Origin of the sequence: Umezawaea sp. Da 62-37, from assembly GCF_032460545.1 — a bacterium.
GTDB lineage: Bacteria > Actinomycetota > Actinomycetes > Mycobacteriales > Pseudonocardiaceae > Umezawaea.
Window position 1 is genome coordinate 851,034 of the sequence record NZ_CP135965.1, and the last position, 17,727, is coordinate 868,760.

15 protein-coding genes and 2 pseudogenes are annotated in these 17,727 nt (G+C 71.1%); 10 read left to right on the top strand and 7 right to left on the bottom strand.

Annotated elements, in window-relative coordinates; genetic code table 11:
* Positions 1 to 11: 11 nt before the first annotated feature.
* Positions 12 to 1,910: an endo-1,4-beta-xylanase gene (locus RM788_RS03595; RefSeq protein WP_315930044.1), complete on the bottom strand. Its 1,899-nt coding sequence runs from the start codon at positions 1,908 to 1,910 to the stop codon at positions 12 to 14.
* Between the two features lie 308 nt (positions 1,911 to 2,218).
* Here RM788_RS03595 and RM788_RS03600 point away from each other — a divergent pair, with 308 nt between their 5' ends.
* Together RM788_RS03600 and RM788_RS03605 are read left to right on the top strand one after the other, a co-directional pair.
* Complete coding sequence (locus RM788_RS03600) at positions 2,219 to 3,454, top strand: GDSL-type esterase/lipase family protein (protein WP_315930045.1); 1,236 nt, start codon at positions 2,219 to 2,221, stop codon at positions 3,452 to 3,454.
* A gap of 272 nt (positions 3,455 to 3,726) precedes the next feature.
* Positions 3,727 to 4,935 (top strand): cytochrome P450, encoded by a 1,209-nt coding sequence (locus RM788_RS03605; protein ID WP_315930046.1) that lies wholly within the window; start codon positions 3,727 to 3,729, stop codon positions 4,933 to 4,935.
* A gap of 238 nt (positions 4,936 to 5,173) precedes the next feature.
* Here the strand turns inward: RM788_RS03605 and RM788_RS03610 are convergent, their stop codons facing one another.
* The 3 genes and pseudogenes from RM788_RS03610 to RM788_RS03620 all read right to left on the bottom strand — a co-directional run bounded on the left by RM788_RS03610 (position 5,174) and on the right by RM788_RS03620 (position 7,008).
* On the bottom strand, positions 5,174 to 5,521 hold the full coding sequence (locus tag RM788_RS03610; protein ID WP_315930047.1) for a sporulation protein: 348 nt from the start codon (positions 5,519 to 5,521) through the stop codon (positions 5,174 to 5,176).
* A gap of 144 nt (positions 5,522 to 5,665) precedes the next feature.
* Entirely contained in the window at positions 5,666 to 6,037 is a 372-nt protein-coding gene (locus tag RM788_RS03615) for a darcynin family protein (RefSeq protein ID WP_315930048.1), read from the bottom strand.
* 70 nt (positions 6,038 to 6,107) lie between these two features.
* Positions 6,108 to 7,008: pseudogene (locus RM788_RS03620) on the bottom strand (SDR family oxidoreductase).
* A gap of 100 nt (positions 7,009 to 7,108) precedes the next feature.
* On the opposite strand from RM788_RS03620, the gene RM788_RS03625 reads away from it, so the two are divergent.
* Entirely contained in the window at positions 7,109 to 8,023 is a 915-nt protein-coding gene (locus RM788_RS03625; RefSeq protein ID WP_315930049.1) for a LysR family transcriptional regulator, read from the top strand.
* A gap of 106 nt (positions 8,024 to 8,129) precedes the next feature.
* Positions 8,130 to 9,647, top strand: a complete 1,518-nt coding sequence (locus RM788_RS03630) for an MFS transporter (RefSeq protein ID WP_315930050.1) — start codon at positions 8,130 to 8,132, stop codon at positions 9,645 to 9,647.
* Positions 9,648 to 9,759: 112 nt separating this feature from the next.
* Here the strand turns inward: RM788_RS03630 and RM788_RS03635 are convergent, their stop codons facing one another.
* From RM788_RS03635 to RM788_RS03645, 3 genes are all read right to left on the bottom strand, one after another.
* A complete protein-coding gene (locus RM788_RS03635; RefSeq protein ID WP_315930051.1) occupies positions 9,760 to 10,179 on the bottom strand; it encodes a peptidase inhibitor family I36 protein in 420 nt (139 codons plus the stop codon).
* 290 nt (positions 10,180 to 10,469) lie between these two features.
* Entirely contained in the window at positions 10,470 to 11,024 is a 555-nt protein-coding gene (locus tag RM788_RS03640) for an EF-hand domain-containing protein (protein ID WP_315930052.1), read from the bottom strand.
* A gap of 158 nt (positions 11,025 to 11,182) precedes the next feature.
* Positions 11,183 to 12,349 carry a serine hydrolase domain-containing protein gene (locus tag RM788_RS03645; protein WP_315930053.1) on the bottom strand — a complete coding sequence of 389 codons (1,167 nt, stop codon included), beginning with the start codon at positions 12,347 to 12,349 and terminating at the stop codon, positions 11,183 to 11,185.
* A 170-nt stretch (positions 12,350 to 12,519) separates the two neighbouring features.
* Between RM788_RS03645 and RM788_RS03650 the strand changes: the two genes are divergently transcribed.
* The 6 genes and pseudogenes from RM788_RS03650 (at position 12,520) to RM788_RS03675 (ending at position 17,724) form a co-directional block, all read left to right on the top strand.
* The gene (locus tag RM788_RS03650) at positions 12,520 to 13,620 is read left to right on the top strand and encodes a sensor histidine kinase (protein WP_315930054.1); all 1,101 of its coding nucleotides are present in this window, start codon (positions 12,520 to 12,522) and stop codon (positions 13,618 to 13,620) included.
* On the top strand, positions 13,617 to 14,288 hold the full coding sequence (locus RM788_RS03655) for a response regulator (RefSeq protein WP_315930055.1): 672 nt from the start codon (positions 13,617 to 13,619) through the stop codon (positions 14,286 to 14,288). The genes RM788_RS03650 and RM788_RS03655 overlap by 4 nt, the downstream gene beginning before the upstream one ends.
* A gap of 209 nt (positions 14,289 to 14,497) precedes the next feature.
* Positions 14,498 to 14,926 carry an ATP-binding protein gene (locus RM788_RS03660; protein ID WP_315930056.1) on the top strand — a complete coding sequence of 143 codons (429 nt, stop codon included), beginning with the start codon at positions 14,498 to 14,500 and terminating at the stop codon, positions 14,924 to 14,926.
* A gap of 166 nt (positions 14,927 to 15,092) precedes the next feature.
* Positions 15,093 to 15,971, top strand: a complete 879-nt coding sequence (locus tag RM788_RS03665; protein WP_315930057.1) for a helix-turn-helix transcriptional regulator — start codon at positions 15,093 to 15,095, stop codon at positions 15,969 to 15,971.
* A 118-nt stretch (positions 15,972 to 16,089) separates the two neighbouring features.
* Positions 16,090 to 16,998, top strand: a complete 909-nt coding sequence (locus RM788_RS03670) for an SDR family oxidoreductase (RefSeq protein WP_315930058.1) — start codon at positions 16,090 to 16,092, stop codon at positions 16,996 to 16,998.
* Positions 16,995 to 17,724: pseudogene (locus tag RM788_RS03675) on the top strand (SDR family oxidoreductase). Before RM788_RS03670 ends, RM788_RS03675 begins: the two are co-directional and overlap by 4 nt.
* Positions 17,725 to 17,727: the final 3 nt, after the last annotated feature.

Sequence of the window (17,727 nt, forward strand, 5' to 3'; positions counted from 1 at the left end):
CTGATCAGGACTCAGGTCCTCCGGCACACGGCGTTGTTGAGGGTGAACGCCGTGGGGTTGCCGTTCACCTCGTTCCCCGTGCCCAGGAAGCCGAACGAACGGGATTCGCCGACCGGGATGGCGGCGTTCCACGACGCGTTGCGCACCGACACCGAGGCGCCGGTCTGGGTGTGGACGCCGTTCCACAGCTGGGTGAGGCGCTGGTCGCCCGCGTAGGTCCAGGCCAGCTCCCAGGAGTCGATCGGCGTCGGACCGGGGTTGGTGACGCGCACGGAACCCAGGAAGTTCCCCGGCCACCGCGCCGTCGTCTCGTAGGCGATCTCGCAAGTCGCGGACGGCAGGACGGTGCCGACTCGGCCGGGGTCGACCAGGGCCCAGTAGGCGTCCTTGGCCCGCAGGCGGGTGTCGAACAGCAGCGGGTGGTCCTTGCGCGTGACGGGGAACGCGTCCAGCCACGTGTCGTCGTCGGCCAGGCCCCACAGGGTGACCGAGCTGATCGCGTCGCGGTGCCGGGCGAACACCGCGACCAGGTCGCGGTAGCGGTCGGCCTGGGCCAGCAGCACCTCCGCGGGAGGCGTGGCCGGGTAGGACTGGCCGCTGTCGGTGTACACGGAGACGTCCATCTCGGTGATCTGCTGGTCCACCCCCAGCGGGAGGAACCTCGTGATCATCTCCTCGGTCTCGGCCGCCGAGGGCCACTGCACGTTGACGTGCATCTGGTGGCCCACGGCACCGATCGGCACGCCCTCCGCCAGCAGCCCGGCCACGAGGTCGTGGAGCTTGTCGCGCTTCGCGGGCACGTTGGTGTTGTAGTCGTTGATCACCAGGGTTGCGGTCGGAGCGACCTCGTGGGCCACGCGGAACGCGGTGCGGATGTAGTCCAGTCCGGTGATCTCGAACCACTTGCTGCGGCGCAGGCCGTCGGGTTGGCCCTCGTCCACCACCTCGTTCACCACGTCCCACACACCGATGTCGTCGCCGTAGCGGCCGACCACGGCCCGGATGTGCGCCTCGACGCGGGAGAGCAGCAGCGCCTTGTTCTCCGGGGTCGCGGTCATGTCGGCGCCCGCGGCGTCCTTGAACACCCACGCCGGCGTCTGCTGGTGCCACACGAGGGTGTGCCCGCGGATCGCCTTGCCGTGGGCCTTGGCCCACGCGACGACGGTGTCGGCGTCGGTGAACCGGAACACCCCCTCCGACGGTTCCGTCGCGTCCCACTTGAGCTGGTTGCCCGGCGTGACCGAGCTGAAGTGCCGTTCGAGCAGCCGCGCGTGCTCGCCGTGGAGCTGGGCCGGTTCGACCGCCGCGCCGAAGTGCCGGAACGGCACGACGTCCCGGAGCGCGGGGATGTCGGTCTGGATCGGCGGCAGCGGCACGTAGGACAGGGTGAAGTCGTCCACGTGGAACGAGGCCGTGGCGCTGGAGCCCTCCACGTAGGCGGCGAGGTGGTCGGCGTTCGAGGCGAGCGTGTACGAGCCCGTGAGGTTGACCCAGCCGTCGGCCGTCACGTCGGAGTCCCCGGCGACGCGCTCGTAGGAGGTGCCGTCGCCCGTCCGGCGTTCGATCGACAGCCGGAGGCGCGTGGGCTGCTCGCCCTCCGCGAGCCGCACCCACACCGACATCCCGTAGCGGGTTCCCTGTTCCACCTGGTCGAGCAGGTCCAGTTGAGGGCCTTCCCAGGTCTGCGTGCGGTTGGTGACCAGCAGGCTCCGCGTGCCGCCGTGCGCGGCCGCGGCGCTCACCGTCGTGGCCACTCCCCCGCGGGCGCCCCACGACTGCGCGGTGCCGTCCTCGAACGTGCTGGACACGACCGTCACGGGCGCGTCGGCGACCGCGGAAGCGGTCACGCCGCACGTCATCAGCCCCGCCGACGTCACAGCGGCGAGCAGCCCGGCCAGAACTCTCCTCATCGAGGATCCCCTACCTCTGGGAGCGCTCCCAGATCCGTGGAAGCGCACCGTAGAACGGTTCGCACCGCGACCCCAAGCCACCATTCGGCTCAAATCGGCACCGGACTGCCCGGGCGGTGCCGGCACTCCCCATCGAGCACGCGGCCGCCTCGACCACATGCCCCGCCACCTCACCGACGATGTCGATGTTGCCGTGCGGGCGAAGCTGATCAACGGCCGTGGAACAGGACAGAACAGCGGTCATCCGTTGACCTCACCGGTCCGCGCGGTGAACAGTCCCCTTTGGCCGCCCCGGTTCCGGAGGAACGATGCGACGAAATCCCTGCTTTTCCCTGTGCACCACCCTGTCCGCACTCGCCCTGGTGCTGCTGCCGACGAACACGGCGAGCGCCGTGGGCGCGGGCGAACTGACCTACGTCGCGATCGGCAGCTCCTTCGCCGCCGGTCCCGGAATCCCCTCGGGCCAGCCCTCGTCACCGGGCGGGTGCGCGCGGTCGACGAACAACTACCCCAGCGTGCTGGCCCGTGAACTCGGCGCCGGGCTGGTCGACGCGAGTTGCAGCGGCGCCACCACGGCCAACGTGCTCACCACGTCGCAAGCCGGTCAGCCGCCGCAGGCCGACCTGGTCACCGCGACCACGAAGCTGGTGACCGTCACGATCGGCGGCAACGACGTCAACTACCTGGGCAGCCTCGGCGCCTACTCCTGCCAGGACAACGGGAGTTCCGGCTGCGGCACCGTGGACACCGCCGCGATCGACCGGGCTTTCGGCGAGCTGCCGGGGCGTCTGCGCGCTGTTGTCGAGCGGATCCGGGAAAGGGCGCCGCAGGCGACCGTCCTGCTGGTCAGCTACTTCACGATCCTCCCCGATTCCGCCGTCTGCACCGGGGTCCCGCTCACCAGCGCGCACCTCGCCTACGAGCGCGGCATCGCCACCCGGCTGGCCGCCGCCACGAGCGACGCCGCCACGGCCACCGGGGCGCGGCTGGTCGACCTGGCCTCCGCCAGCCACGGCCACGACGCCTGCGCGGCCGACCCGTGGGTCGAGAAGTACGCGGTGGCCGCGGGGAAGTCCAGCTACCACCCCAACGCCAACGGCATGGCCGCGGCCGCCCACCTCGTCGAACGCAAGCTCGACGAACTCGCGATCACCGCGACCGGCCCCGTCCGATCAGCCTTCCCCGGCAAGTGCCTCGCGGCACCGGCAGCTGTCGAAGGCACCCCGATCGAGCTGACCGACTGCGCCGGCTCGGCCAACCAGCAGTGGACGAGGATGATCGCCGCACCGGAGGGCACCCTGCGCGCGCTCGGCGGTTGCCTCGACGTCCAGAGCAGCGGCACGGCCAACCGCACCGCGGTGCACTGGTGGTCCTGCAACGGAACCGGCGCGCAGCGGTGGGTCCCCGACGCGCGGGGCGGACTGGTCAACCCGCAGTCGGGCCGTTGCCTCGACCTGCCGGGAGGCGCGAGCGCCAACGGCACCCGCCTGCAGATCTACGACTGCAACAGCACCGCGGCACAGCAGTGGACCACAGCGGGATGATCCGAGCGGCACCCCACCCCGGCCCATGACCCCGGCGACCACCTCGTCGCGGAGTGTCCCGCACCGGTCTCACCGGAGAGCGCCCAAGGCCGGGACCGGCTGTCCGGCGGTCGTTCGCGACGGGGTCCGCGTCCGGCCGCCGGAGATGGCCAACTTGTGCCGATGGAGGGAAGCGCCGCCTTCACCGCTATACGATGGCGAGGCCGGGTCAGGACGGTTTCCACTCCGCCGACCGCGCGAATCGCCAACTACCGGAAGAAGAGGGTCACGCGATGGTCAGCGCGTCCGGCGTCCGCCCCGAGCAGTTCCCGGTGACCCGGAAGTGCCCGTTCCTCCCACCCGCGGAGTACGGCGAGATCCGGGAGCGGGAACCGATCGCGAAGGTCAGCCTGGTCGAAGGGCAGTGGGCCTGGGCGATCACGCGGCACGAGGACGTTCGGGCGGTGCTGGTCGATCCGCGGTTCAGCTCCGACCGGGACGACCCGAACTACCCGAGGCTCGTACCGGGCAGCAGGCCCCGCGCGGGCCAGAAGACCCTCACGACGATGGACGCGCCCGAACACGGGGTCGCGCGGCGCGCGGTGCTCGGCGAGTTCACCGTGCGCAGGACGGAAGCGCTGCGGCCGCGCGTCCAGGCGATCGTCGACGAGCGGATCGACGCCATCGTGGCGGGCCCCCAGCCCGCGGACCTGGTCCGCGACCTCGCCCTGCCGGTGCCCTCGCTCGTGATCTGCGAACTGCTCGGCGTCCCGTACGACGATCACGAGTTCTTCCAGGGGCACACCTCGACCATGGTGGACATGATGTCCTCCGCCGAGCAACGGCAGGGCGCCTTCGCGGCGATCACCGGCTACCTGGACGAACTGGTCACCCTCAAGGAGAAGGCCCCCGACCACGAGGACCTGCTGGGCAGGCAGATCATCGGCGGCCGGGCGGACGGCACCCACCGGCACGAGGCGCTGGTGGCGATGGCCTTCCTCCTGCTCGCCGCCGGGCACGAGACCACCGCGAACATGATCTCGCTCAGCGCGGTGGCCCTGCTGGAGAACCCGGACCAGCTGGCCGCGATCCGCGCCGACCAGGCGAAGACCCTGCCCGCCGTGGAGGAGCTGCTGCGGTACTTCACCGTCGTCGACTCCCACATCGCACGGGTGGCCGTCGAGGACGTGGAACTGGGCGGGGTCACCATCCGGGCGGGCGAGGGCGTGCTCGGCCTGCTCCTCGCCGCGAACCGCGATCCGGAAGCCTTCGACGACCCCGACGTCCTCGACGTCGGCCGCGGGGCGCGGCACCACGTCGCGTTCGGCTTCGGACCACACCAGTGCCTCGGCCAGAACCTGGCCCGGATGGAGCTGCAGGTCGTCATCGACACGCTGTTCCGCCGGATCCCCGGAATCGCGCTGGCCAAGCCGGTGGAGGAACTGGACTTCAAGGACACGGCCGTCATCTACGGACTGCACTCGCTGCCGATCACCTGGTGAGGCGCGGAATCCGTGCGGCTCACGGTCGTGCCACCCCTGCCAACTCGTGGGCGGGTTCGTCCACGTCACCGGCGCATCCGCCGGATTCTTCTTACCCGTCACCGAAGTGGTGTCCGCCGAACGACCCGACACAACGGTGGAGATCCACCGACAGACCCGGCCCGCTCGACACCGTTGTGCCGAACGGGCCGAGTCCGCGAGACGAGCACGGAACCACGGACGCGGTCCCGTCCCGGTGTCACCCGCGCTCGGCGCGCACCCGTGCCCTGGCCACACGGGCGCGGGTGACCAGGAAGGCGATCGCGACGGCTGCGACCCCGGTCAACAACCGGTTCACGTCGATCGCCGGACGCCAACTCACCTTGCCGCCCGAGATGACGTAGGCGCCGACAGGCCTGGCCGAGATCCCGAAGCCCCCGCCTTCCCCCTGCTGCCCCTTCTCGTCCTTGCCCAGGCCACCGCCCCCTCCGCCGCCGATGGACGCGGCGGTGATCACGGTGACGCCGTCGCGCTCGTACGGCTCGGAGTACACCCGCCGCACGGTGATCGCGTCGCGTGCTTCGGCCATGAGTTCGTCGATCTTCATGTCGGCTCCTCGCCGTCGGCATGGACCAGTCGTCAGCGGAGTCCTGATTCCCCACTCGACGTCGATGATCCACTCACCACCCGGTGCCGCGATACCTCGGCCGTTGCGCTCGACCCACGGGATCGCCCCTCGCCACGCCGCGGATCAGGCGTTGATGGTGGTCGGCGCGGTGGTGCCGTAGTGCTTGGCGTAGCCGTTCTCGACGCCGACGAGGAGGTCGACGACGTCGAAGTAGTGGTCCCAGAACGGGGTCTCGCGCAGGGCTTCGACCACCAGTTGGAAAGCGTCGTGGTCGCGCGCCTCCCAGACCCACACGTCGGTGACGCGGGCGGAGTAGAACTCCGTGTCGTAGAAACGCGAGCGGACGTCGGTGACCTTCTCCCTGATGGTGGGCGCGATGTCGTTCTCGAACGCGGCGACGCGTTCGGCGACGGTGAGCTCCAACCAGGCACGGGTGGTCTTGACCAGGATGAACGCGGTGACGGTCGCGTCGAAGCCGGTGGTGGTCTCGGTCATGGTGTGGTCCTTCCAGGTCTGCGGGGACTGCCGGTCGAACGTCGCGACCGGCGCGGAGCAGGGCGTGCGCTCAGGTTGCGGAGTAGGCGCCCGCGGCGATGTCCTGGGCCAGGGTCGGTCCGGTGGGGGTCCAGCCGAGCAGGTCGCGGGTGCGGGCGCCGGAGGCGGACATGCCCATGCCCGCGAAGCGCGCGACGAACCCGAAGTGCGCCGCGGCGTCCTCGGGCGCGACCGAGGCCACGGGCAGGCCGAGAGCCGCGCCGATGGTCTCGGCGATCTCCCGCAGGGTGAGGGCTTCCTCCGCCACCGCGTGCAGCTTCGTCCCGGCGGGGGCGTTCTCCAGGCCGAGGCGGACCAGACGGGCGGCGTCAGTGCGGTGCACCGCCGACCACGAGTGGGAGCCGTCGCCGACGTAGCCCGCGACACCGTTCCGCCGGGCGGCGGAGACCAGGTGGGCCATGGACCCGTGGTCGCCGACGCCGTGCACGGTCGGAGCGAACCGGGCGCTGACGACCCGCACGCCCTTGTCCGCGTAGTCGAGGGCGAGGTTCTCGCTGCCGCCGCGCGGGGAGTCCGGGCCGACCGCCGGTGAGCGGTCGCTCTCCAGCACGGGTCGGCCCTGGACCAGGCCGGAGATGCCGGCGGCGAGCACGAACGGCCGGTCGGTCGGTCCCGACCAGGACGTCGGCGATGGTCTCGACCGCGCCGCGTTCGGTGGCGTTCATGGCCGCGGGGTTGGCCCAGTCGTGCTTGTCCGCCAGGTGCACCACGGCATCCGCCCGCAGGGCGCCGTGGCGCAGCGAGTCGAGGTCGTCGAGATCGCCGCGCAGCACCGTGACGCCCTTGGCCTCCAGTGCCGCCGCGGCGGCGTCCGAACGGGCCAGGCCGATGACGTCGTGGCCGACGCCCAGCAGCTCGTCCACGGTGGCGGACCCGATCCAGCCGCTGGCTCCGGTGATGAAGACCTGCATGGTGGTTGTTCCTTCCTCCAGCCCCGATCTGGGGCGTGGAACAAGCCTCACCCGATCCCGACTTGATGTCTATTGCAAGCTTTTCAAGTAACCTTTGCGCATGGCGCAACTGGACTTGAACCTGCTGCACGCCCTGGACGTGCTCCTGACCGAGGGCAGCGTGACCGCCGCGGCCGAACGGCTGCACCTGAGCGTCCCGGCGACCAGCCGCACGCTCGACCGCATCCGCAAGGCCACCGGCGACCCGATCCTGGTTCGCGCGGGCCGGGGCCTGGTGCCCACGCCGCGCGCGTTGGCGATGCAGCCGCGCCTGCACGAACTGGTCCTGGAAGCCCAGGCGCTGCTGGAGATCGGGCTCGATCTCGACGTGGCGTCGCTGGAGCGCACGTTCACCCTGCGCGCCAACGACTCGCTCATCGGCCCGCTGGCCTCCGCGTTGGTCGAACGCGTCCACCCCGTCGCCCCAGGGGTCCGGCTGCGGTTCGTCGCGGAGGGCGAGGAGGACATCACGCCGCTGCGCAACGGCACGATCGACCTGGAGATCGGGGTGATCGACCACCTCGGTCCCGAGATCCGCACCAGCCCCCTCCACGAGGACCGCATGGTCGGCGTGCTCGCGGCGGGTCACCCCCTCGCCGACGGGAAGATGAGCCTGCGGCGGCTCGTTTCGGTGCCCCACGTCGCGGTCTCCCGCCGAGGCGTGGCCCGTGGCGCGCTCGACACCGCTCTCGACGACCACGGCTTGCGCCGCACCATCGCCGTGGTCGTGCCGACGTTCACCAGTGCCGCGCACATCGTGCTCACCACCAACCTGATCGGCCTGCTGCCCGAGCGCTACGCCCGCCAACTCGTCACCACCAGCGGCGCCCACGTCTTCGACCTCGACATCGACCTGCCACTCCTGTCGATCTCCCAGGCCTGGCACGTCCGGCACGACAAGGACCCCGCCCACCGGTGGCTGCGCCACCAGCTGCGCTTGGCTGCGAACCCGACCTCTGCCCACGACGGTCCGTGATCGCAGTCGGGAAACTCACCACGGCCCCAGAGGATTGCCTTGAACGCAATGCTTGATTGCAAAGGTTGCATTAGACATCAAAGGCGTACTCGCTGAAGCTCGAGTCGTGCCTGATACGACTCCTCTCCCCGACTACGACCGCCGCTGGTGGATCCTGTCCGTGCTGTGCCTGAGCGCGCTGCTGATGGTGGTGGCGAACATGGGTCTCAACGTCGCGCTGCCCACGATCGCCCTCGACCTCGACGCGTCGACCACGTCGCTGGCGTGGATCGTCGACAGCTACGTGCTGTGCTTCGCGGGTCTGCTGCTGCCGGCCGGAGCCATCGGTGACCGCTTCGGCCGCAAGGCCACCCTGCAGACCGGGCTGCTGGTCTTCCTCACGGCGGCGGCCGCGGGCGCCTTCAGCCAGCAGACCTGGCAGCTCATCACCGCCCGCGCCGTGATGGGCGTGGGCGCCGCGCTGGTCACGCCAGGAACGCTATCGCTCCTCTCGCACGTCTTCCCACCCGCCGAGCGGGCCAAGGCGATCGGCATCTGGGCCGCCGTGGCGGGCGGTAGCGTCGCGGTCTCGCTGACCTGGTCGGGGTTCATGCTCGAGCACTTCTGGTGGGGCTCGATCTTCCTCGGGATGAGCGGGGTCGCCGCGCTGGCCCTCCTCTCCGGAGCTCTCGTGCTGCCCGAGGTCCGCCACGCCGACCGCACGCGCTTCGACGTCGTCGGCGCCGTCGTCTCGGTGGTCGGGGTGACCGGTCTGCTCTACGGCCTCATCGAAGGCCCGGACGACGGCTGGACCAGCCCCACCGTGCTCGGCGGCTTCGCGCTCGGCGCCCTCGGCATCGCCGCGTTCCGCGCGATCGAGACCCGTGCCGAGAACCCGATGCTGGACCTGCGGTTCTTCCGCGTCCGCGCGTTCACCGTCGGCTCGTTCTCCGTCGCCGCCGCCTACTTCGCGCTGTTCGGGATGTACTTCCTCTTCGCCCAGTACCTCCAACTCGTCCGCGGCTGCACAGCCTGGGAAGCGGGTCTCCGCGCCCTGCCCGCCGGACTGGCCCAGCTCGTCGTCGCCATCGCCGCCAAACCGGCCGTCGTCCGCTACGGCATCCGTTCTGTCCTGACGGGCGGCCTGGTCGCCGCCGCCGCCGGACTGCTCGTGCTGTGCACCCTCCGCACCGACAGCAGCACCTGGACGGTGGAAGCAGGCCTGGGCCTCGTCGGCACCGGAATCGGTCTGATCATGCCGTCGGCGACCCAGGCCATCATGTCCTCACTACCCGAGCACCGCGCCGGGGTCGGCTCCGCGGTCAACAACCTCGTCCGGGAACTCGGCGGCGCCTTCGGGATCGGCCTGCTCAGCAGCATCACGCTGCTGCGCTACCAGGACGCGCTCACCGCGGCCCCGATCGCCGTCCCCGCACCCGCTTTCGACGGCCTCTCCCAAGCTCTCGCCGCCGACTCCGGCACTGGCTCCGGCGACGCCCTCGCCGACGCCGCCCGACAGGCCTACACCACCGGTCTCGACATGGCCATGGTCGTCGGAGCCGCGGTCGCGCTGGTGTGCGCCTTCATCTGCTGGCTCATCCTCCGCACCCGAACCCCGTCCACTCCCGACCCGGTCACGTTCTGAACCCCGACGCGAACGTTGGGGGAAAACGATGTCCCGCCCGAAGCCCGCGGTCACACCTCACTCGAACGCCTCGCACCCGCCAGCCGCGTTCCCGACCCGACGGGCAGTGCGATCAGCACACCTGCACACCGTCCACGCCTCCCGGATTCGCCGAGAAGTGGGGAGCGGCGTTGGGGACGCTCTCCGGCGACCGGGACCTGCCGATCTCCTGCCACGCCGATCCGGTCCAGTTGTAGAAGATGGACACCGGGGAGCCGCTCTGGTTGTTGCGGTACGAGCGGACGTGGTCACTCCCGAAGGACGTGAACCCGATGTTGTGGATCATGCCGCACCTGTGCATGTTCCACTGCTTGCCACCGAAGTTGGCTCCGCTGTAGACGCAGAGGTTGTCGCGGGGGCACGCCTCGGTCGTGCTGATCGATTTCGCACCCGCGTCAGCGGGTGTCGTCGCTCCGCTTGCCGGGGCCACGAGCGCGAACGCCGCCATCGCGACGCTCAGTCCGAACGCGGCCATCATCTTGCGCACAAGCATGATTCTCCCCTGGGCACTTGGTCACCGATGCGTTCCGAAGGCGGGCACGATGCGCCACCCGCATCCACTGGCCCGCACATTTGCCGATGCCGCAGGGCCTTCCCTGAATGGAACCGCCCGACTGACGAGCCGGTCAACACACTGTCGAGTGATGCCGAGCGGAAATCGGGTAGACCTCCGGAACCGCCTGTGCTGGAGCGCGGGCACCTCATCACGACAGAAAGCGCTTTCCGGCTCGCTCACGCCGCTTCGACGAGTTCGGCCATCCGGTCAGGGGTGCAACGTCGTGGTCACGCCAACTGGAACGACGCCGGGTAGAGCCAGCTGCCCGGCGTGTCGTTCGCCGGGTTGGTGTAGTACTCCCTCACGGCGGCGACGTACTCCTGCACGCTGACCGCGCCGTCGCCATCGGTGTCGATGTGCGTGAACGCCAGCCCGCACTCGGCCTCGGTCAGCCCGCGAGCCTTCAGCAGCACCGAGAATTCGGACGCGTCGACCCGTCCGTCGCCGTTGGTGTCCGCGATGTCCAGCAGCGCCGCCGCGATCTCGGGGAACACCACGTCGAACGAGCCGCCGTCGACGAACGCCATCTCCATCGCCTGCTGGTAGTCCTGCGGTGAGATCCTGCCGTCGCGGTCGACATCGCAGTGCTCGACGAGGACGTCCCAGAACCCGTCGTACGCCTCGATCAGCTCACGCCCGCGTTCCGAGGACGCGGGTTCGCCGAACGCCTGCAGCAGTCGTTCGGCCAGGGCGTAGAAGTCGGCGAGTTCGATGACGCCGTTGCCGTTGACGTCGTAGTGGGCGAACGTCGTGTCGATCCTGTGCTGCAGAACCTGCTTCATGGTCAGGCACTGTGGTTCGACCCGGCGGTGACCGCAACCCACGTCGCCCACCTGGGTGGTGTTGTTCAGCCGGTTCAGCCATCGCGCCGGTCTCGCGGACCACCACCTGACGTGGGCCTCGGTGGGTCGCCCGCACGCGACCAGCCGAGGCGCCGGGGTCAGGACGTGCCGCAGAACGCGTGCTCGATGATGTCGACGGAGTGGTCGTGCTGGGGCGGCGGGGTGCCCTCCTTCGGCACGAGCGGGTCGCCGTTCATCGTGATGACCACGCTGGTCCTGCCGTCGGCGGAGACGCCGTTGCGCGTCTTGAAACCCGGAATGTCGCCGCCGTGCGACCAGTAGCCCCCGCAGGACGTGGGGATCCACACCAGACCCAGCCCGTACCGCGCACCGGGCCAGATCGGATCGAGCGGGGTGGCGGGCACGGTCTTCCGCATCTCCGCGAGCTGCGCCGGGCGCAGCAGCCTTCCGCCGAGCAGCGCGCGCAGGAACGTGGACAGGTCGGCCGTGTCGCTGACGATCGCGCCGGCCGCGCCCGCCCAGGACGGGGACAACGCGGTGGCGTCGATGGCAGGGCCGTCCGGGGCGAACAGCGCGTAGCCGGTGGCGTGCGCCCCGATCAGGAAGGGCATGACGTGCGGCGCGGTGGTGTCGTCCAGGTGCAGCGGCTCGATGATCCGCGTGCGCACCTCGCTGTTCCAGTCGTGGCCGGTGATCCGCTTGATGATCATCCCCGCCAGCACGTAGTTGGTGTTGGAGTAGGACCAGTCGGCGCCGGGCGCGAAGACCGGCGGCAGCGTCATGGCCATGGCCACCAGCTCGGACCCGGTGAAGTTCCGGAAGCGGTCGGCCTGGAACCCCTCCGCGCTGCCGAGGAAGGCCATGTCCTCCGCCTGGAGGTATTCCGGCAGGCCGCTGGTGTGCTGGAGCAGTTGCCGCACGGTGATCTTCGCGCCGTCGTTGCCGTTGCCCGCGACCACACCGGGCAGCCAGCGGTCCACCGCGTCCTCGAGGGACAGCCGCCCTTCGCCCACCAGCTGGAGCAGGACCGTGGCGGTGAAGGTCTTGGTGGAGCTGCCGATCCGGAAGTGCGCGTCCCACGGCACGGGTGTCCTCGCCGTGGTGTCGGCGTACCCGGCGCGGACCTTGGCCGAGCCGGTCGGCGTGGTCAGCTCGACCAGGACGCCGGGTGCGCCCAGGTCGAGCAGATGGTCCGCGTCGCGTTGCAGCACTGCCCTGTCGGGTCGTGGTTGCGGTGCCGCCGTCGCGACCTGCGGCACCACCATTCCCGACAGCGCCAGCAGTGCGATTCCCGCCTTGTTCATGGTCTCTCCCGTTCCGGTGGATCGAACGGCGGTGACGCTAGGGCCGCGGACGGGCCGCACAACATCGTCCTGGGAGGGAACTCGGCCTACCCCAGCTGGGGTAGGCGGCATCAGCCCACGGGTTGGCGACGGGCCCGACCACCCGCCGCTACGGTGGGCCGGTGTTCCCGATGATCCGTTCGGTCCGGGCGGACGTGGCGCTCGCGGCGGTGCTGGCGGTGGTGACCGCCGCGGCCCTGACCACCAGCAGTTCGGGCTCGGTCGACTGGCAGGCCCACCTGCTGGCCGCGCTGAGCGTCACCCCGATCGCGTTGCGCCAACGGGCGCCGCTGACGACCACCCTGGTGATGTGCGCGGCGCTGATGACCTTCGTGCTGCTGGGCTACGGCGACTTCCCCAACAGCGGGGTCGGTGCCGTGGTCGGGCTGTTCTCCGTCGCCCAGCTCCGCCCGTGGCCCTCCACCGCGCTCGCCCTGGGCGCCGTCCTGCTGGCGTTGGTCACCGTGTACTCCACCGTGATCGGGACCTTCAGCGGCTGGCCGGCGCTGGCCGCCGCCGCGGTGCAGTGCGTGACCATGTGCCTGCTCGGGGAGAGCACGAAACGCTGGTCGCAGCGGGTCGAACGGCTCGCCGAGCAGGCCGCGACCGCCGTGGCCGACGAACGGATCCGCATCGCCCACGAGCTGCACGACATCATGGCCCACCACATGTCGGTGATCTCCCTTCAGTCCGGTCTCGCCGAGCACGTGCTGACCAGTGACCAGGACATGGCCCGCAAGGCCATGGCCACCGTCGGCGGGACGAGCCGCGAGGCGCTGGCGGAGATGCGCAGGCTGCTGACCGTGCTGCGCCCGGACGGACCGGACGGCCTGCGACCCCAGCCGGGACTGTCCGAACTGGACGGACTGGTGACGCGGCTGCGGGAAACCGGGCTGCGCGTGGACCTCTCGGTGACCGGGCGCCGCCGTACCCTGCCGCCGGGCCTGGACCTGTGCGCCTACCGCGTCGCGCAGGAGTCGCTCACCAACGTGCTCAAGCACGCCGGCCCCGCCAAGGCCGGGGTGACCCTGGACTACGGCGAGCAGGTGCTGACCCTCGAAGTCGTCGACGACGGCCTCGCTCCTCCCCCGCGGCACAGCACGACCACTCCGCGCGGCATCGCGGGGATGCGCGAGCGGACCGCGTTGTACGGCGGGACCCTGGACGCCGGGCCACGTCCGGAAGGCGGCTTCGGCGTGCTGCTCCGGCTGCCCTGCGAGGCGACCCCGTGACCACACGCGTCCTCGTGGCCGACGACCAGGCCCTGCTGCGCGCCGGGTTGAGCGCGCTGATCGGAACCGCGGACGGCCTGGAGGTCGTCGGCGAGGCCGAACACGGCGCCCAAGCGGTCGAACTCGCGCTCACCACCCGCCCGGACGTGATCGTCATGGACATCCGCATGCCGGTGCTCGACGGGATCGCCGCCACGGAACGGATCCTCGCCGCCGCCACCGATCCCCCGCCGCGCATCCTGATCCTGACCACGTTCGACCTCGACGAGTACGTCTACCGCGCGCTCGGCGCCGGCGCGGCCGGCTTCCTCCTGAAGGAGACCCCGCCGCTGCGGATCATCGCCGCCGTGCGGGCGGTCGCCGAGGGCGACGTGCTGATCAGCCCCGGCGTCACCCACCGGCTCGTGGAGACCTACGCCCTGCACCACCGCGCCAGGCACCCCGACCGCACCGACCTGGCCGTGCTGACCACCCGCGAGGTCGAGGTGCTGCGCCTGGTCGCCCACGGCCTCGACAACGCCCAGATCGCCCGGCGGCTCGTGCTCAGCGAGTCCACGGTGAAGACGCACGTCAAGAACCTGATGGGCAAGCTGGGGCTGCGCAGCCGCGCCCAGGTCGTGATCGCCGCCTACGAGAGCGGCCTGGTCACTCCCGGCACCACGACGTAGTCGCCCGCTGTGCGTACATGGCCGACGAGGCCGCCGAGTCGTTGCGCGGGTCGCCGCCGGCGTGGCGCAGGCCTTGCCGATCCCTGTGTCGGCGCACTCATGTGACGTGATCGATCCAGTTCCCCGGTCACGGCGAGTTGAACTCGAGGCAAAGCTGAGGTGTACTCGACGAGACGCTGCCGCTGGGCAGTCGTGGACCGAGGAGTGATGTGACCGGCGTTGTCCGCGGCACCGAGACCGCCGCACAGGTCAGCAGGCTTCCGCTGGAGGGCGAACCGGACCGGCAGGTCGTCCGCCGCTGGATCCGGGGCGTGTGCTCCGCCCGACTCGACGTCCACACGCTCGTGGACGTGCTGCTGGTCACGACCGAGCTGGTCGACAACGCCTACCGGCACACCTCCTGCCCGGTCGACCTGCGCATCGCCTGCACGGACTTCGGCGTTCTGATCGAGGTCTCCGACGGCGACAAGGCGCACCCCGCCGAGATGGCGAACGCCAACCGGACCTGGGGAAGCCGCGGCGTCCAGGTGATGGTCGAACTGGCGATCTCCTGGGGCGTCCGCGTGGACGGCACCGGCAAGACCGTGTGGGCCCTGCTCCCCATGGTCGAGCCCAAGGTCACACCGCGCTCCGGCTGATCCGGCGTCAGGCACCGCCGAGAACCCGCGGTCGAAGAACCGATGAGGGGCCGGCGGGGTGTGCACCCCACCGCCCCTTCGTGCGCCTGGGCTCAGCGCGCCGGTCGAGACGGACGACGACGCGAACTAGCCTGGTCGGCAGTCGACCAGGGAGGACGTCGTAGCCATGGGCAGTGCGGAACAGGCCGTGCCGGTCGCCGCGGGCCTTCCGTCGCGGGTGCTGGTCGACAGCGCGGGGCTCGGGTGGGACGGGGTGCGGGTGCGGGAGCTGGCCGACCCGCCGGTCGCCGATTTCGTGCTGGCGCCGGTGGACTCGCTCACCGTCCTGCTCGTCACGGCGGGCAGCTACGTGGTGGAGAGCGGAGCCGGGTCCCGCCGTCGCCACGCGCTCGTCTCACCCGGCACCTCCGCGGTCAACGCCCCGCGGCAGGAGGTGCGGGCGCGCTGGCGGTCGGACCTCCGGGAGCCGTTCCGGTCGGTGCACCTCGTCCTCCCCGCGGCCTCGCTCGCGGCGACCCGCGACGCGCTGCCCCGCCACATGCGCCGAGCCGACCCCGACTACCTGGGCCGCGACGACCCGTTCGTGCGGGAGACGGTGCTCGAACTCGGTCGCGCCGCCCGACTGGGGCTGCCCGCGCTGCACGCCGGGACGCTCGCCCAGTCGATCACGAGCTACCTGCTGCTCGCCGACGACCGCGAGGACGGCGGCAACGGGGGTGGTCTGGGCGCGCGGGCGTTGAGCGCCGTCGTCGACGCCATGCACGAGCGGATCGCCGAGCAGATCACCCTCGCCGACCTCGCGGCGGTCGCGCACCTGAGCAGGCACCACTTCCTGCGCCAGTTCACCGCGTCGACCCGCACGACTCCCATGCGCTACCTCACGTCGCTGCGGATGCGCCGCGCCCGCGAGCTGCTGCGCGACGACACCCTCGCGGTGCAGGTCGTCGCCGACCGGTGCGGATACCCCAACCCCACCCACTTCGCCAGCGTGTTCCGCCGCGAACACGGCGTGACACCGTCCAAGTTCCGCCTGTCGACCGGCTGACGGACGCGCGTCGGCGGAGAACGTCCACCACACCGCAGAACGGCGCAACCAGAGGACACCCAGCCCGCTCCCCCGCGCCGAGACTCGATCTCCTGATCCGCCGATCAACGGGAGAACGATGAACAAGGTTGTCGTCGTCTCCGGAGCCTCCAGCGGCTTCGGAGCCATGACGGCGCGCGCCCTCGCCGACGCGGGACACCGCGTCTACGCGGGCATGCGCGCCACCGAAGGCAGGAACGCGCCCGCGGTCGCCGACGCGCGCGACTACGCGGCGAGCCGCGGGGTGGACCTGCGTCCTGTCGAGATGGACGTGGCCGAGCAGTCCTCAGTGGACCGGGCCGTCGCCGGGATCGTCGACGAGAGCGGGCGCGTCGACGTCGTCGTGCACAACGCGGGCCACATGGTCCTCGGCCCGGCCGAGGCCTTCACCGTCGAGCAGCTCGCCGCCGTGTACGACGCGAACGTGCTCACCACGCAGCGGCTCAACCAGGCCGTGCTGCCGCACCTGCGCGGGCAGGGCGCTGGGCTGGTGGTGTGGGTGGGGTCGTCGAGCGCCCGCGGCGGCACCCCGCCGCACCTCGGGCCCTACTTCGCCGCCAAGGCCGCGGAGGACGCCCTCGCCGTGAGCTACGCGGTCGAGCTGGGGCGCTTCGGGATCGACTCGGTGATCATGGTGCCGGGGTCGTTCACCACCGGCACCAACCACTTCGCCCACGCGGGCTCGCCCGACCGCGACGACGTCGCCGCCGAGTACGCCGAGCGGTTCGGCGACACGATCGACACCGTGCTGGAGAGGCTCGCGGGCCTGTCCCCGGCCGACGCCGACCCGACCGAGGTCGCTCGCGAGATCGTCCGCGTCGTCGGGCTTCCCGCCGGTCAGCGGCCGTTCCGGGTCTACGTCGACCCGGCCGACGACGGCGCCGAGCGCGTGTACGAGGTCGGCGAGACCGTGCGGCGCGAGTTCTACGACCGCATCGGCATGCCGGAACTGCTCGTCCCGGTGACGTCGAAGGGGGCGGACGCGTGAGCGCCAGGGTCGCGATCGTCACGGGCGGGTCCGGCGGCATCGGCCGCGCGGTCGTCGACCGCCTCGCCGCCGACGGCTTCGACGTCGCCGTCCACTACTCCGGCAACCTCGACAGGGCCGCGGAGGCCGTGACCGCCGCCACCGAGCGCGGAGTCCGGGCGATCGCGGTGAGCGGCGACGTCGCCGACGAGGAGACGATGACCGGGCTGTTCGACGAGGTCGGGAACAGGTTCGGCGGCGTCGACGTCGTGGTCAACACCGCGGGTGTCATGGTCCTGGACCCGATCGTGGACTTCGACCTCGACGCGTTCGACCGCATGCACCGGGTCAACGTCCGCGGCACCTTCGTGGTGTCCCAGCTCGCCGCGCGGCGGCTGCGCGAGGGCGGGGCGCTGGTCAACTTCTCCACGTCGGTGACCCGCCTCCAGATGCCGGCCTACGGTCCGTACGTCGCGTCGAAGGCCGCCGTCGAGGGGTTGACGCTGATCCTGGCGCGAGCTGCGCGGCCGCGACGTCACCGTCAACGCCGTCGCCCCCGGCCCGACCGCGACCCCGCTGTTCCTCGACGGCAAGTGCGACGAGGAGGTGGAGAGGCTGTCGAAGGCCGCGCCGCTGGAACGGCTCGGCCGTCCCGAGGACGTCGCCGACGTCGTGGCGTTCCTCGCCGGCCCCTCGGCGCGGTGGGTCAACGGACAGGTGCTGTTCGCCAACGGCGGCATCGGCTGACGA

What these genes read in the sequence shown, in the direction of transcription:
- RM788_RS03610 (WP_315930047.1), bottom strand. Translation starts at nt 5,521, where the DNA reads ATGAAGATCGACGAACTCATGGCCGAAGCACGCGACGCGATCACCGTG.
- RM788_RS03635 (WP_315930051.1), bottom strand. Translation starts at nt 10,179, where the DNA reads ATGCTTGTGCGCAAGATGATGGCCGCGTTCGGACTGAGCGTCGCGATG.
- RM788_RS03645 (WP_315930053.1), bottom strand. Translation starts at nt 12,349, where the DNA reads ATGAACAAGGCGGGAATCGCACTGCTGGCGCTGTCGGGAATGGTGGTG.
- RM788_RS03650 (WP_315930054.1), top strand. Translation starts at nt 12,520, where the DNA reads ATGATCCGTTCGGTCCGGGCGGACGTGGCGCTCGCGGCGGTGCTGGCG.
- RM788_RS03615 (WP_315930048.1), bottom strand. Translation starts at nt 6,037, where the DNA reads ATGACCGAGACCACCACCGGCTTCGACGCGACCGTCACCGCGTTCATC.
- RM788_RS03670 (WP_315930058.1), top strand. Translation starts at nt 16,090, where the DNA reads ATGAACAAGGTTGTCGTCGTCTCCGGAGCCTCCAGCGGCTTCGGAGCC.
- RM788_RS03595 (WP_315930044.1), bottom strand. Translation starts at nt 1,910, where the DNA reads ATGAGGAGAGTTCTGGCCGGGCTGCTCGCCGCTGTGACGTCGGCGGGG.
- RM788_RS03640 (WP_315930052.1), bottom strand. Translation starts at nt 11,024, where the DNA reads ATGAAGCAGGTTCTGCAGCACAGGATCGACACGACGTTCGCCCACTAC.
- RM788_RS03625 (WP_315930049.1), top strand. Translation starts at nt 7,109, where the DNA reads ATGGCGCAACTGGACTTGAACCTGCTGCACGCCCTGGACGTGCTCCTG.
- RM788_RS03600 (WP_315930045.1), top strand. Translation starts at nt 2,219, where the DNA reads ATGCGACGAAATCCCTGCTTTTCCCTGTGCACCACCCTGTCCGCACTC.
- RM788_RS03605 (WP_315930046.1), top strand. Translation starts at nt 3,727, where the DNA reads ATGGTCAGCGCGTCCGGCGTCCGCCCCGAGCAGTTCCCGGTGACCCGG.
- RM788_RS03665 (WP_315930057.1), top strand. Translation starts at nt 15,093, where the DNA reads ATGGGCAGTGCGGAACAGGCCGTGCCGGTCGCCGCGGGCCTTCCGTCG.